Origin of the sequence: Bradyrhizobium sp. 930_D9_N1_4 (assembly GCF_052076015.1) — a bacterium.
In the GTDB taxonomy this organism is placed as follows: domain Bacteria; phylum Pseudomonadota; class Alphaproteobacteria; order Rhizobiales; family Xanthobacteraceae; genus Bradyrhizobium.
On the sequence record NZ_CP197236.1, the window covers coordinates 866344 to 880740 of the forward strand.

13 protein-coding genes are annotated in these 14397 nt (G+C 64.3%); 7 read left to right on the forward strand and 6 right to left on the reverse strand.

All coding sequences use genetic code 11. From position 1 onward, the window contains the following. Positions 1-43: 43 nt before the first annotated feature. The 4 genes from AB7532_RS04015 to AB7532_RS04030 form a co-directional block, all read right to left on the reverse strand. Positions 44-1246: a multidrug effflux MFS transporter gene (locus AB7532_RS04015; RefSeq protein ID WP_441233539.1), complete on the reverse strand. Its 1203-nt coding sequence runs from the start codon at positions 1244-1246 to the stop codon at positions 44-46. Positions 1247-1477: 231 nt separating this feature from the next. Beyond that, entirely contained in the window at positions 1478-1831 is a 354-nt protein-coding gene (locus AB7532_RS04020; RefSeq protein WP_441233540.1) for a nuclear transport factor 2 family protein, read from the reverse strand. A 124-nt stretch (positions 1832-1955) separates the two neighbouring features. Beyond that, entirely contained in the window at positions 1956-3428 is a 1473-nt protein-coding gene (locus AB7532_RS04025) for an amidase (protein ID WP_441233541.1), read from the reverse strand. Between the two features lie 100 nt (positions 3429-3528). Beyond that, entirely contained in the window at positions 3529-3852 is a 324-nt protein-coding gene (locus AB7532_RS04030) for a hypothetical protein (RefSeq protein WP_441233542.1), read from the reverse strand. Positions 3853-4049: 197 nt separating this feature from the next. On the opposite strand from AB7532_RS04030, the gene AB7532_RS04035 reads away from it, so the two are divergent. The 5 genes from AB7532_RS04035 to AB7532_RS04055 all read left to right on the forward strand — a co-directional run bounded on the left by AB7532_RS04035 (position 4050) and on the right by AB7532_RS04055 (position 9206). Beyond that, on the forward strand, positions 4050-4529 hold the full coding sequence (locus AB7532_RS04035; protein ID WP_441233543.1) for a hypothetical protein: 480 nt from the start codon (positions 4050-4052) through the stop codon (positions 4527-4529). Between the two features lie 183 nt (positions 4530-4712). Further along, on the forward strand, positions 4713-5660 hold the full coding sequence (locus tag AB7532_RS04040) for a TAXI family TRAP transporter solute-binding subunit (protein WP_441233544.1): 948 nt from the start codon (positions 4713-4715) through the stop codon (positions 5658-5660). A gap of 188 nt (positions 5661-5848) precedes the next feature. Next, on the forward strand, positions 5849-7969 hold the full coding sequence (locus AB7532_RS04045; protein ID WP_441233545.1) for a TRAP transporter permease: 2121 nt from the start codon (positions 5849-5851) through the stop codon (positions 7967-7969). Continuing rightward, on the forward strand, positions 7930-8343 hold the full coding sequence (locus AB7532_RS04050) for a DUF1850 domain-containing protein (protein ID WP_441233546.1): 414 nt from the start codon (positions 7930-7932) through the stop codon (positions 8341-8343). The genes AB7532_RS04045 and AB7532_RS04050 overlap by 40 nt, the downstream gene beginning before the upstream one ends. Positions 8344-8399: 56 nt before the next feature. Further along, on the forward strand, positions 8400-9206 hold the full coding sequence (locus tag AB7532_RS04055) for an SDR family NAD(P)-dependent oxidoreductase (RefSeq protein WP_441233547.1): 807 nt from the start codon (positions 8400-8402) through the stop codon (positions 9204-9206). Between the two features lie 185 nt (positions 9207-9391). Here AB7532_RS04055 and AB7532_RS04060 read toward each other — a convergent pair whose 3' ends face one another. Then, positions 9392-10162, reverse strand: a complete 771-nt coding sequence (locus tag AB7532_RS04060) for a hypothetical protein (protein WP_441233548.1) — start codon at positions 10160-10162, stop codon at positions 9392-9394. Between the two features lie 65 nt (positions 10163-10227). After that, positions 10228-11805: a cation:proton antiporter gene (locus tag AB7532_RS04065; protein ID WP_441233549.1), complete on the reverse strand. Its 1578-nt coding sequence runs from the start codon at positions 11803-11805 to the stop codon at positions 10228-10230. A 122-nt stretch (positions 11806-11927) separates the two neighbouring features. Here AB7532_RS04065 and AB7532_RS04070 point away from each other — a divergent pair, with 122 nt between their 5' ends. Then, positions 11928-12653: a tetratricopeptide repeat protein gene (locus tag AB7532_RS04070; RefSeq protein ID WP_441233550.1), complete on the forward strand. Its 726-nt coding sequence runs from the start codon at positions 11928-11930 to the stop codon at positions 12651-12653. Between the two features lie 123 nt (positions 12654-12776). Next, positions 12777-14159, forward strand: coding sequence for a tetratricopeptide repeat protein (locus AB7532_RS04075; RefSeq protein ID WP_441233551.1), 1383 nt, complete (start codon positions 12777-12779; stop codon positions 14157-14159). Positions 14160-14397 lie beyond the last annotated feature (238 nt).

Below are 14397 nucleotides of genomic sequence, written 5' to 3' on the forward strand. Positions count from 1 at the left end.
AGTCGCCGATCTGTGTCGGCGACGCCCCGCTTGGCGAGCCCTGTCAGCTCTTGCGCCGCATCTGATACAGCGCCGAGGCGACGATCGAGGCGAGCACCAGCACGAGGCCGAGCCCGGTCATGGCGTCCTTTGCGATCACGGCCGCGAGCGCGACCCCCAGCGCCGCCGCCAACATCTGCCAAAACCCCAGCAGCGCCGATGCCGCGCCGGCGCGATCGCCGAACGGCGAGAGGGTCTGCGCGCTGCAGAGTGGATTGACCATGCCCATTCCCAGGAGGAATACGCATGCGCCGGCAAGAAACGGCAGGAAGCTTCCATCGATCAGCGTGAAGATCAACACCATGCAGCCGCCGACCGAGGCGAACGCGAGGCCAAGGCAAATCGACAGGTCGAGTCCGAGACGCGGCACGATCTTCGTCGCAATAATGCCCGCGCTGAACACGATCATGACCGTGCCCGCGAAGAACAACCCGAGTTGCAAGGGCGTGAATCCGAGGCCTTCGATCAGTACGCGGGGCAATGCCGAGAACATCGCGAAGAGCGCGCCGAGGATGAGGCTGACGGTTGCGGCGGGAATGACGAAGCGCCTGTCGGTCGAGAGTGACCAGTAGTTTTGGGCGATTGCCAGCGGATCTAACGCGACGCGCGAGGCGTGGTGGGTCTCCCCGAATACGGAAAAATATCCGATCGAAGCCATTGCGGCGAAGATGGCGACGAAGACAAACGCCGCGCGCCAGCCGAAAAAATGATCGAGCGCGCCGCCCACGAGCGGCGAAAATCCAGGCGCCGCGGCCATCGCAATCATGACGAACGTGAGCACGCGGGCGAGCTTCTCGCCCTCAAAGAGATCTCGTGCGATGGCGCGCGAGAGAACGGACGTCGCGCATGCGCCGACGGCTTGCACTACGCGACCGGTCAGCAGCATCGGCAAATCATCTGCCAACGCACACCAGATGCTGCCTGCGACAAAAACCGCGAACCCGGTCATGACGGGCGCGCGCCTGCCGTAGCGATCCGACAGCGGTCCGACCACGAGCTGTCCGAGTGCGAACATTGCAAGGAAGATGGTGATCGTTGACGTCACCTGCGCGCTGGAGACGCCCAACGCGCCGGCGATCCCCGGCAGCGAAGGCAGCAGGATATTCGTGGCTAATGTGCCGCTCGCCGAAAGCGCCGCAAGAACGGCGACTTGAAGACCGAGCGGCCTGCCCGGCGCGAGCGAATGATTTGCAATGCGGTCAGTCATGTATCCGTTCCGGCTTTATTAGATGATGTATATCATATTATATTGGCGACGGCCACAAATCTGGCATCGTCCGCCCGGGATACGATAAACCTGCGGCCTCCAAAGTCAGGGTCATCGCCTCGCGTGACCGGGCGGTCCAGTAGACGGTCGGAGTCAAATCGGGGGGGTGGGGCGACCCGTTGCGCGGTCAATCCGGGTCATGACAGCGGAGGGGGCGAGCAATGTGCCGCTTTACCGCGACACGTGCGCCGATACCGCGAGCCATTTGCCGTTCTGCTTCGCCCAGCAATCGGTATAGCGGCCCGTTGCCTGCTGCCCATCCGCGGTGGTGTAGCTCGTTGCTGCGTGGATGATCGCGAAGTCACCCATGATGCGGATGAGGACGTCGTGCGCGTGCAGATTGCGGATCGCGATCGGCCGCGCGGTCTGCTCCAGGAAGGCGGCGCGGTCGACCAGCGTCTTGTCGGGATTGGAGCAGTAGAACTCGGGTGCGAGGATCTCGTCGAAGCGCTTGACGTCGCAGGTCTGCACGGAGGCGACGTAGTCGCGGTTGAGCGTGGCGAGCTGTTCGAGGTCCTGGCTCATGGCGTTTCCACCTTTTATGTGGCTTTACTCCGTCATTGCGAGCGTAGCGAGGCAATCCAGAATGTTCCGTGGATGCAGTCTGGACGGCTCCGTCGCAAGAGCTCCTCACAATGACGAGGCGGCACTAATCATCAAACATCTTCGGCGGCACGAACCCGCCGAACTCACGCTCGATCAGCTCGGCGAGCCTCAGCGGCGTCCTGTCCTCCAGCCACGGGCCGACGATCTGGACGCCGATCGGCAGTCCATCCGGCGCAAATCCCGTCGGAATCGCGGTCGAGGGCAGGCCGGGGAGGGTGGCGATGCCGGGCCAGGCGAGCTGGTCGGGATAGACGTGCTCCTTGCCGTCGATTTTGATCCGGCGCTTTTCCTGCTCCGGCGAATGGTCGTGCGGATAGGCTGCCGTCGGCATCACCGGGCAGATCACCGCGTCGAATGTTTTGAACAGCTCGCGCCATTGCGCGCGCAGCCGCGTGCGGCCGCCATTCGCCATTTGCCAGTCGCGATGGCTGAGCGCGATGCCGCGGAGCCGCTCCGCGGCGAGGCTGTTGTCGCCTTCGGGGAGCGCGGCTGCGGCCGCCTTGGCGCCGGCATAGACGTCGGGGGAGAAGCTAGCGGCGAGAAACGACATCAGCATGCGCATATAGAGCCGCGAGGACGCGGCGAAATCCGGCAGCAACGGGCTGCCGCGCTCGATCTTCACGCCTGATTTGGCGAGATTGTCGGCCAACGTGTTGATGGTGCCGCGCACCGCCATGTCGGTCGGCATCACCGGATCGGTGTCGATCACCAGCACGCGGAAATCCTTGAAGGCCGTGTGCCGTGCCGCTGGTAGCTCGAGCCGATAGGCCAGACCCGCATCGATCGGATCAGGCCCCGCCATCACATCCAGCACCAGCGACAGATCGGCGGCGCTGCGTGCCATCGGGCCGATCACGGAGAGGTCGCGCTCGAACGGCAGTGCCGGCAGCGGTGGCGGCGTGTGGCCGCGCATGGCGACGAGGTTGAAGGTCGGCTTGTGCGCATAGACGCCGCAATGGAACGCCGGCACGCGCAACGAGCCGCCGATGTCGGAGCCGATCGACAGCGGGCCATAGCCCGCGGCGAGCGCCGCCGAGGAGCCACCGGACGAGCCGCCCGGCGTGCGGCCGAGATCGTAGGGATTGTTGGTGGTGCCGTAGATGTCGTTGTAGCTCTGCCAGTCGCCGAGGCCGAGCGGCACGTTGGTCTTGCCGACGACGATGGTGCCGGCCTCCTTCACGCGTGTGACCGGCAGCGCGTCGTCCTTGGCAATAAAGTCTTTTTGTGCGGGAATGCCCCAGGTCGTCGGCAGGCCGGCGACGTTGTAGGATTCCTTCACCGTCATCGGCAGGCCAAGCAGCGGCCTGCGCTCGCCACGCGCCAAGGCAGCGTCCGCCTCGCGCGCAGCGCCCAGGGCCCGGTCGAAATCCCTGACGCAGATCGCGTTGACCTTGCCATCGTGCCGCTCGATGCGGTCGATCGCATCCTGGGTGAGCTCGACCGCGGAGACCTTCCTTGCGGTCAATGCGGCCGACAGCTCAACCGCACTCTTGTAGCTCCATTCCGATTTCGCCACGACATGCTCCTGCGCTTCACCGGGGAATGATGCGCAGTTTGGCGGAGGCCTGCAACGGCTGTTTGATGGCACCCCGTATGAGGCGCCGTCGTGGCGTTTCCTACCGATCCGAGCCGAACTTGAACTTGCCGTCGCCTTCCAGATATTGGCCGCTGCGCATGTAGAGCTGGCCGTTCTGGCCGATGAAGAACAGCGTGCCCTTCGGCACCTTCTTGGCGCCCTTCAACAGCTCGCCGGCATTGTTGGTGCCCATTTTGTAGGAGAAGGTCTTGCCTTCCTTGTCATAGGCATAGCCGGTGTCGGGCTTGAGCTCCCACGGCGTTGCCGCGGTCTGCGCCAACGCGGGCACGCTGTACGCGGTTACGATTGCAGCCGAAACAAGTGCAAATGTCGTTTTTGAAAATGCCGTCTTTGAAAATGTCATTCACCCATCCTCCCCTTCATTGGGGTTGTCCGGCCTTGAACAAATCACGAACGGCATTGACAGGTCAATTTGCGAAAGCGCCGCAGCGCATCAAATTCTGCCCAGCAGTTTGTGATTTTCCGTTCGTCCCCGTGCGACTATGTTCCGCTTTCAGTCTAGAACGCAACTCGACAAAATTATTGATGGGGATGATTCGGATGCGCCATGTGATGAAACTTTGCTGGGCTGCTGCATTGTCGCTGACGGCGCTGGCACCGACCGCCCGGGCCGATGATTACCAGCTCAGCCACAACCAGCGGATTTCATGCAGCCGCGGCCTGGCTCCCGGCAAGCTGAACACGGCGACCTGCAAGTCGTACACTTATCTCTTCAATACCAAGACCTCGGAATATTTCCGCTGCCAGGTCTCGCTGGCGCTGACCCGGGACAACAAGGAAGTCATCAACGTCCAGACTGACGGCGGCTGCACCAAGAAGCCGCGCATCTTCGAGACCGACGGCAAATACGATTTCGACGCGACCGAGACCGAGCCGCCGAACACCAACTCGTTCTTTGGCCCCGGCGGTTACGCGATCTGGGCCGCCGACGTGACCGCGCAGAAGATCCGCGGCTGCATCACCATCTCCTCCGGCCTCGGCTCCGACATCTCCAAGTGCCTGGACATGGCGTTCCAGTGAGGCTTGCGCGGCAGCGGTGAGGCCCACTCCGGACCCCGACTGCGCCACCTCGCCGCACTCCTCGGGTTTCCAAATGTCGAGCCGGGCCAGCCTTTTACCGCAGTCCTGTTTTGACTTATGGACGGGTTGACCTGCTCCCCTCGTCCGTCCAATTTCCCGGCCGGTTTGGGGAGTACAACAACCATGAAACGGACGATTCTCGGCGTGGCCGCAGCTCTTGCTCTGGCGGCGTCGGCACCTTGCGCGCAGGCGCAATCCTTCATCAACGTGCTGACCGGGGGCACCTCCGGCGTCTACTATCCGCTCGGCGTCGCGATCGGTAAGATCTACGGCGACAAGATTCCGAACGTGAAGACGCAGGTGCAGGCCACCAAGGCGTCGGTCGAGAACCTGATCCTGCTCCAGCAGGGCCGCGGCGAAATCGCGTTCACGCTGGGTGACTCGCTCAAGGCCGCCTGGGACGGCGACGAGGAAGCCGGCTTCAAGACCAAGCTCGACAAGCTCAGGACCATCGGCGCGATCTATCCGAACTACATCCAGATCGTTGCGACCGCCGAAAGCGGCATCAAGACGCTGGCGGACCTCAAGGGCAAGAGCCTGTCGGTCGGTGCGCCCAAGTCGGGCACCGAGCTCAATTCCCGCGCGATTCTCGGCGCCGCCGGGATGACCTACAAGGACCTCGGCAAGGTCGAATATCTGCCGTTCGCCGAATCCGTCGATCTCATGAAGAACCGCCAGCTCGGCGCGACGCTGCAGTCGGCCGGCCTCGGCGTGGCCTCGCTGAAGGACCTCTCGACCTCGGCCCAGATCACGGTGGTGTCGGTGCCGAAGGAGACCGTCGACAAGATCGGGCCCCCCTTCATCTCCGCGACCATCCCGGCCAACACCTATACCGGCCAGGACAAGGACGTGCCGACCGCGGCCGTGGTCAATTATCTCGTGACCAGCTCGGCGGTCTCCGACGACCTCGCCTACCAGATGACCAAGCTGGTGTTCGAGTCGCTGCCCGAGCTCGCCAACGCGCACGCCGCCGGCAAGGAGATCAAGCTCGAGGCGGCCGCCAATGGCAGCCCGGTTCCGCTGCACCCCGGCGCGATCCGCTATTACAAGGAAAAAGGGCTGATCAAGTAAGATCGGCTCTCTTCATTGAACGTCATGGCCGGGCATCAGCGCGAAGCGCGTCTTCGCACAGATGTCCCGGCCATCCACGTTCTATGGGCAGGCGAGAAAAGATCGTGGATGCCCGGGACAAGCCCGGGCATGACGGCGCGGATGGACCGTGCCAAGCTACAAACGCTGGACGGCTGAGGACGAATTAAATGCTGCAAGAGGCAGAGGGCACGGCGACGGCGCCCGACAAGGTCAAGGTTGAATTCGACAATTTCGAGCACGGTTTTCCGGAGGGCTTTGGCCCGGGCTGGTGGGGCACGCTCGCCTACTGGATCGGCATCGCGTTCGCGACCTTCCAGCTCTATGTCGCGGCCTTCAACTATCTGCCGAGCCAGGTGGTGCGTGGCGTCCATGTCGGCTTTCTCGTCCTGCTCACCTTCGGCCTGATCGCCAACTTTACCGCGAAGAGCGCCTTCGGCCGCGCGCTGGGCTGGGTGATCGGCGGTGCCGGTTTCTTCTGCGGTCTCTATCAGTGGATCTTCTATGCCGACCTGATCGCGCGCGACGGTGATCCGACCCGGCTCGACCTCGCGGTCGGAACGCTGCTTGCCGTGCTGATCTTCGAGGGCACGCGGCGCCTGATGGGCGCGGCGCTGCCGCTGATGTGCGGCGCGTGTCTCGTCTACTGGTTCTTCGGGCAATATCTGCCGTCGCCGCTCAATCATCGCGGTTACGATTTCGACCAGATCGTCACGCATCTGTCGTTCGGCACCGAAGGCTTTTACGGCGTGCCGATCTACGTCTCGGCGACCTACATCTTCCTGTTCATCCTGTTCGGCTCGTTCCTGGAACGCGCCGGCATGATCCAGTTGTTCACTGACGTTTCTCTTGGGCTATTTGGCAGGACCCGCGGCGGACCTGCCAAGGTCGCGGTGTTCGCCTCGGGCATGATGGGCACGATCTCCGGTTCCGGCGTCGCCAACGTCGTCACCGTCGGCCAGTTCACCATTCCCCTGATGATCAGGTTCGGCTACCGCCGCGCCTTCGCGGCCGGCGTCGAAGCCACGGCCTCGATGGGCGGACAGATCATGCCGCCGGTGATGGGCGCGGTCGCCTTCATCATGGCGGAGACGCTTGGCGTCCAGTACTCGGAGATCGTCAGAGCCGCCGCCATTCCTGCGATCCTCTATTTCGCGTCCGCCTTCTGGATGGTGCATCTCGAAGCCGGCAAGCACGGCCTCGTCGGCATGAAGCGCTCGGAGATCCCGAGCGCCTGGAAGGCGCTGGTGACGCGCTGGTATCTCGTGCTGCCGCTCGCGGCGCTGGTCTACATGCTTTTCGAAGGTTTTACCCCGCTCTATGCCGGCAGCATGGGCCTTGCGCTGACGGTGACGCTGATCCTCGGCGCCGCCATCACGGCCGGCGCGTCGTCGATGGTGATCCGCTACATCTTCTGGATCGGGCTTGCGCTGGTCGTTGCCGCGCTGTCGCGGGATGGTCTCCAGATCGTGCCGGTCGCGAGCGTCGTCGTCGGTCTCATCGTGATCACCGCTTTCGTTCGCGGTGGCTTCAAGGCCTTGGTCGAGTGCCGTGATGCGCTGGCCGAGAGCGCCAAGTCGGCGATCACCGTCGGCATGGCCTGTGCCATCGTCGGCGTCATCATCGGCATGATGTCGCAGACCGGCGTCGGTACCATCTTCGGCGGCTGGGTGATCGGGCTCGGCGAGAAGAGCCTGTTCCTGGCGCTGATCATGACCATGCTGCTGTCGATCCTGCTCGGTACCGGCATTCCGACCATCCCGACCTACATCATCACCGCCGCGCTTGCCGCGCCGGCACTGGCGAAACTCGGTGTGCCCCTGATCGCGAGCCACATGTTCGCGTTCTATTACGGCATCATGGCCGACCTCTCGCCGCCGGTGGCACTCGCCGCGCTCGCGGCCGCGCCGATCGCGAAGGAGAATCCGGACAAGATCGGCTGGGAGGCGATGCGCATCGCGCTCGCCGGCTATGTCATTCCGTTCATCTTCGTCTATTCGCCGGCGCTGATGCTGCAAGCCGGCGATCCCATGGCGGCGAAGCTTGGTTTCTACGGCGCAGTGGCGCTTGCGACCTTGAAGGCGCTGGTGGCGATCGCGCTGTTCGGCATGGTCGCGATCGGCTTCCTGTTCACGCGCATGACGTTGCTCGAGCGCGTCGTTTCGCTCGGTGCCGCGCTCTGTCTGCTCGGCGACTTCCCGTTCAGCGATACCGTGGGCTTCACGCTTTCCGCCGCGATCCTGCTGTGGCAATGGCGGCAGCGGCCGCCGGCTATCGTCGAAGCCGCGTGAGCCTCTGCTTCGCAACAGCGGCAGGCGTGAAGGCGCTCGCGCTGTCCGCCTTCACGCTGGTGTGGACGCATTCCATCGCGAAGGTCGACTGGCAGGAAGACTGGCGCGTCACGCCTGCCGGTCTTGAACTGGTGCAGGCGCGGGTCAAAGGCACTGGGCCGGGAATGGAGCCGCCGCCCGAGGCGCGGCTGGTCGACGGCTGGTTTCAGTGGCGGCTTGCGCGCGCGCCGATGCAGGAGGTCGTGCTCGGCAATTCCGGCGCGGCCGGAGAATGGCGGCTATGCCATGACGGACAATGCCGGACGCTGTCGGAGGTTGTCGGCCATCCCATCGGTGCTAACGTCACCAAGATGAGCGTCTGCAAAGATCCGTAGCCCCGATGTCGCTGCGCTTATCCGGGCTACAAGAACAACAACACGGGAGACACGCGATGGATCGGCTCAAGGGCAAGGTTGCAATGGTGGTGGGCGCCGGCTCGATCGGGCCCGGCTGGGGCAACGGCAAGGCCACCGCGGTGACCTTTGCGCGCGAGGGCGCGCAGGTGTTTTGCGTGGATCGCAACGGCGCGGCGGCCGAGGAGACCGCGAAGATCATCACCGGTGAAGGCGGCAAGGCGACGGCGTTCACGGCCGATGTCGCGCGGCATGCCGAGATCGAAGCGATGGTGGCGGCATGCCTGAAGGCCTACGGCCGCATCGACGTGCTCGACAACAATGTCGGCATCGCCGAGATGGGCAGCGTGGTCGAGGTCGCCGAGGAAAGCTGGGACCGCGTCTTCACCGTCAACCTCAAGAGCGCCTATCTCGCCATGAAGCACGTCGTCCCCGTGATGGTGAAGCAGGGCGGCGGCTCGATCATCAACATCTCCTCGATCGCCTCGATCCGCCATGTCGGGATTTCCTATGTCAGCTACAACGCCAGCAAGGCGGCGATGAACCAGTTGACGCGTTCCACCGCGATCGAGTTCGCGAAGAACCATGTGCGGGTGAACGCGATCCTGCCCGGCCTGATGAAGACGCCGATGGTGGAGCATTCCGCAGGCCTCGCCAACAGCTACGCCAAGGGCGACGTCGAGGCGATGTGGCGCGCCAGGGATGCGCAGGTGCCGATGGGCCATATGGGTGAGGCCTGGGACGTGGCGAATGCCGCGCTGTTCCTGGCGTCGGACGAGTCGAGATATGTGACGGGGATCGAACTGGTGGTGGATGGCGGCATCACGTGCAAGGCAGGGGCCTGAGAGTAGCCTCACACTCTACTGTCGTCCCGGGGCGCGCGCAGCGCGAACCCGGGACCCATAACCACAGGACAGAGTTGTTTTGCTAACCCTGTAACTCCGAGTCTTCGTAACCACGATGGCCTGTGGTTATGGGTCCCGGATCTGCGCTTCGCTTGTCCGGGACGACAGTGGAGTGCTGGGCCCGCTCACTGCGCCAGCGCCAGAATCCCGCCGGCAAACGAATGCCATGCCGCGGTCTCGCTGATCGGCCAGTTCAGCACCTTCACCGCCAACAACGCGAGTGTGCCGAAGATGTAGACCGGATGGACGCGGCCTTCGGTGCGCCAGTCGCGCACCATGGCGACCACCAGGAGGAGCGAGGCGACAACGGCCGGCGCGATCGTGACAGGCACAGGCGGCGGGCCGGGTGGTCCCGGAGGCGCGAGAAACGTCAGGAACCAGCGCGCAATCGCGGCGTCGAGGATCGAGACCGCGGCGAGCAGCATCAGGCGCTTGTGGGTCTCGGGCTTTCGCGTGTTCATGATCGCCAGCACGAACACCACCGCGAAGAATGCGATGCCGCTCATCGGTACGATCGAGAAGGCGATGCCTGCATCTTTCTGCCCAAGTGCGGCGGCGTGCTGCATCACGTGCACCGAGGCGAGAAAGCCGAAGATCGTCATCGCGGTCGCGAGCGAGACGCCGGCAATCCCGAGCGCACGGTGATTGACCACGCGCCCGGACGCCGCGAGCCAGGTCTGGATCACGAAATACAGAGACCAGGTGAAGAACAACAGTCCGTGAACATGGATCACCGGGCTCGCGGACAGCGTCCTATTGGCGAGCGGCACAAAATAGGTCGGTGCGAAACCGAGAAACGCGGTGGCCGCGCAGGCCAGGGCCATGTTGAGATAAAAATATCGTGCAGGCGACGCATCACGCGCGCGTACACGACGGTCGTCGATCAGGGTCGTCATCTGGAATGAGTCTGGAGGGAAGGGGTTTGGTTCAAACCCTCCCGTCGGCCCGGCCTTCGCCGGGACTATCCCCCCGCGCTCAATTCTGCGCGATCGAGCTCTTCCTCGACTCTGTGAAATGCATCGTCGCCGATCACTTCGGTATCCCGCAAGCCGAGGATCGACTTGCGCGCGGCTTCGATGGCGCGGAGGCGCAGCGCGTCGGCGGGCAAGCGGCCGTGGGCGATGCCGCCGTTCGGGTCGTCGTCCGCCTGCATCAGGACGGCGCGATATTCGAGCCGCAGGATTTCCGCTTCTTCCGACGGATCATCCTCGATCGCATCGAGCGCGGCGCGATAAGCGACTGCGCGGGCGCGCGCGACCTCGATGCCGACGGGATCGTCGTCCTTGAGGTTGAAGGCGAGGATCAGCGGCCGCAGCGTCAGGCCTTGAATGACAAGCGTTCCAAGCACCACCGCAAAGGCGATGAAGACGATGAAGTCGCGATAGGGAAAGTTTTCCGGAAGGGCAAAGGCGGTGGCGAGCGTGACGAGGCCGCGCATGCCGCACCAGGAGATGATGAGGCCGCCCTTCGGCGAGGCCACCTGCTTGGGATCCTTCGGATGATAGATGCCGTGTGCGATGAGCACGCGCAGCGTGGTGCGGTAGAATGTGATCCAGGCAAGACGCACCAGGACCACCGTGAGCAGGATCCAGGCCGCGGCCACGCAATATTCCCAGCGCACTTCCGCGTCCAGCCGCGTCCAGATCGGGCGCATCTGCATGCCGATCAGCATGAAAGCGAGCACGTTGAGGACGAACACCATCGTCTCCCACACCGCATAGGACGGCACCCGCAGCCGCGCCGGCATGCGTGCCCCTGCCGTACGTGCGATGGTGATGGCGTAGACGACGATGGTGAGGATACCGGACAGGCCGAGATGCTCGGCCGCGATCCAGACCATGAAGGTGGTGGCGAACTGCACGATGATCGCGCTCGGCGCCTCTTTCACGCGCTCCATGAACAGCGGGATGATGCGTCCCGCCAGTAGACCGGCGAGGACGCTGCCGACCAGCCCGAGCGCAATCGTCGGCGCGACCTCGCTCCACTTCAGGTGCTCCATGACGACCGCGCCGACCGCAATGCGATAGATCAGCAGCGCGCTGGCGTCGTTGAGCAGGCTCTCGCCCTCCAGCACCTTCACCATGCGGTAAGGCAGCTTGACCTGGCTCAGGATCGCGACCGCGGCTGCGGCATCCGGCGGCGCCACGATGGCGCCGAGCGCGATGGCGGCGGCCCAGGGCATGTCGGGCATCAGCCGGTGCGCGACATAGGCGACGCCGACGGTGGTCAGGCCGACCGCGGCCACCACCAGCGTCGAGACCGGAACCCAGTTCTTGCGCAAGTCGCGCAGCGAGGTGTCGAAGGCGGCATCCAGCAGGACAGGTGCGACAAAAAGGGCCAGCGCCAGGTCCGGTTCGAGGGTCCAGGACGGGCTGTTCGGCACGAAAGCAATCAGGGCGCCACCGATGGCGAGAAAGGTCGGGTAGGGGACCTTGATCCGCCGCGCCAGCGCCGATAATGCAACGGCGCCGAGCAGCAACGCGATGATCCATTCGAATGTCGACACGATTGTCCCCGAAACCGATTTGGGCGGCGCCATAAGCTAGCACCAATCCGGCCGTATGATGGATAGTGCGTCCTCAAGGCAAGCCCATAAGACAAGACTTTCCGACTGCAACAAGCATGCGATTTCGAAATCTCGTTCAATTGTCAGGGGCCGTGATGGTCTCGGTGCTTTCGCTCAGCGCGGTCCATGCCGCGACCGGCGGCGAGCCGGCGGCCGTCGTCCAGGTCGATATCGCGCCGTGCCTCGCTGCCAGCGCGGCCGACGACATGAACAAGGCCAATGCCGCCTGCGCTTCCGTTATCGACAACGAGAAGACGGCGAAGGCGGACCTGGTCAAGGCGCTGATCGCGCGCGGGGCGCTTCTGGCGCGGCATGATCAGGTCGATCGCGCGATCGCGGACGACAGCCGTGCTCTTCTGCTCGATCCCACCTTGGCGGATGTCTTCAATGCGCGCGGCGAACTCTGGCTGAAGAAGGGCGACAAGCCGAAGGCTGTGCAGGATTTCGGCGCCGCGCTGCGAATCGATCCGAACCACGAGAAGGCCAAGGCCAATCACAAGTCGATGGCGCGCGAGCTCGAGCGGATCGGCGCGCAGATGGCGGTCGCCGGCAAGCCGAGCTTCAATTGCCGGAGCGCGGCCCGGGCCGTGGAAAAGGCGATCTGCGGAAGTCGCGAACTCGCCGATCTCGACCGCGATATCTTTGGGTCGAATGCCCGCGCGGTCCGGGAGGCGCGCAATCCCGCAGAAGCCAGGGCGCTCCAGCGCGAGCAGGACGAGTTCATCGCCCGCCGCAATGCCGGGTTCGGCCGGCCGGGATATGATCTGAAGAAGGCGATGCAGGAGCGCTTGCGGCGGATCAACGGGGTGGACGGGTATTGAGGTTTTTCGCCTCTCCCCATGTGCGGGGAGAGGGCTTTGGTGCGCCCCTGACAGCCCCGAATTGAACCCATCCCATCCCCGCCGCGACAATGGTGAGAACCCGATGTCACGGAGCCCCAAGCCATGTGCGGCACGCACCCCGCGCAAATGTTCCCGTTTGCCAAAGCCTCTCTTCGCAGTCTCCTGTTCGGGGCTGCCATGAGCCTTGTCGTTGCAGCTCCGGCCTCGGCCGCCGCCGATTGCGTGATGGGCAGCAAGGTCGCTCCTGCCGAACTGATCCCGGCATGCAGCGCCATCATCGATCAGGCCTCAAATCCATCCTCCGACCGCGCCGCCGCACTGCTGGTTCGCGCCGACGCCAATGCGCGGACTTCAGGCGGCCTCACGCAGGCGCTGCGGGACATCGACCGTGCCATCGCGCTCGACGGCAAGAATGCGAAGGCCTGGCGCCTGCGCGGCGACCTGCTGCGCGAGGCCGGCGGCGACCTCAACCGTGCCGCTTCCGATCTCAGCAAGGCGATCGAGCTCGATCCGCAGGATGCGGAGGCTTATGAGCTGCGCGGCGTCGTCTACACCAACCAGCGCCGGCTCGACCGCGCGCTCGCCGACTACGACCAGGCGATCAAGCTCAAGCCTGACGATGCTCAGGCCTGGTCCGACCGCGGCGTGAACTATTATCTCGGCGGCGACAACGAGAAGGCGATCCGCGATCTCAGCGAAGCGCTGCGGCTCGATCCGAACCGGCCGCGCAGCTATACCAATCGCGGCGCGGCCTACAAGAAGCTCGGCCAGCTCGACAAGGCGGTGGCCGACGACGGCGAGGCGATCAGGCTCGATCCGAAGGTGCCGGAATATTTCGACAACCGCGGGCTCACCTATGCCGCGATGAAGGAGTACGACAAGGCGATCGCCGATTACGATCAGGCGCTGCGGCTGGCGCCGCGCCCGAACTTCTTCACCAATCGCGGCGATTCCTACCAGCTCAAGGGCGAGCTTGGTGCGGCGCTCGGCGACTACGAATCCGCGCTGAAGATCGATCCGAATTTCGCGCAGACCTATAACAACCGCGCCGTGCTCTACAAGAAAATGGGCGAGCGCAAGAAGGCGCTGGCCGATTACGAGACCGCGCTGAAGCTCGATCCCGGCAACGAGAACGCCGCCGCCGGCCGCCGCACGATGATCGCGGAGATCGCGAAATTCGGTGCCGAGCCGCTGCGGCCGCTTGCGGCGAATTCCGGCAACGGCCCGTCGTTCGATTGCGCCACCGCCAGGCGCGAGGTCGAGAAGGTGATCTGCGCGGATCCGCAACTGGGCGTGCTCGACCGTCAGATCGCGGAGACCTACGAGCGCGTACTGAAGGTTTCGAAAGGGCGCTCGGCCGGCGACCTGCGCAAAACCCAGCGCGATTTCCTCTCGGCGCGGAATGCCAGCTTTGGTCGTCCCGGCTATGATCTGAGGAAGGTCATGCAGGATCGCTTGCAGCGGCTGAATGCGATGGAGAGCTGAGGCGCCCCTTCGCCTCTCCCGCCTGCGCGAGCGAGGCGCGTCGCGACCCCGTAAGAACGGGGCGAGGGAGCGCACCGCCCGTGCCGGGTGCGCAGCCTCCCCCGAAAGGCCCATCCTTTTCAGCTTGAACCGCAGCCCGTTCCCGGGACAATAGCCCTCAAACAACGCCGGTACTTGATCCCTGTCATGGCGGGACCTCCGTCCTGCCGCAAGGTCAAGGCCAGGCGAATAAAGGGAA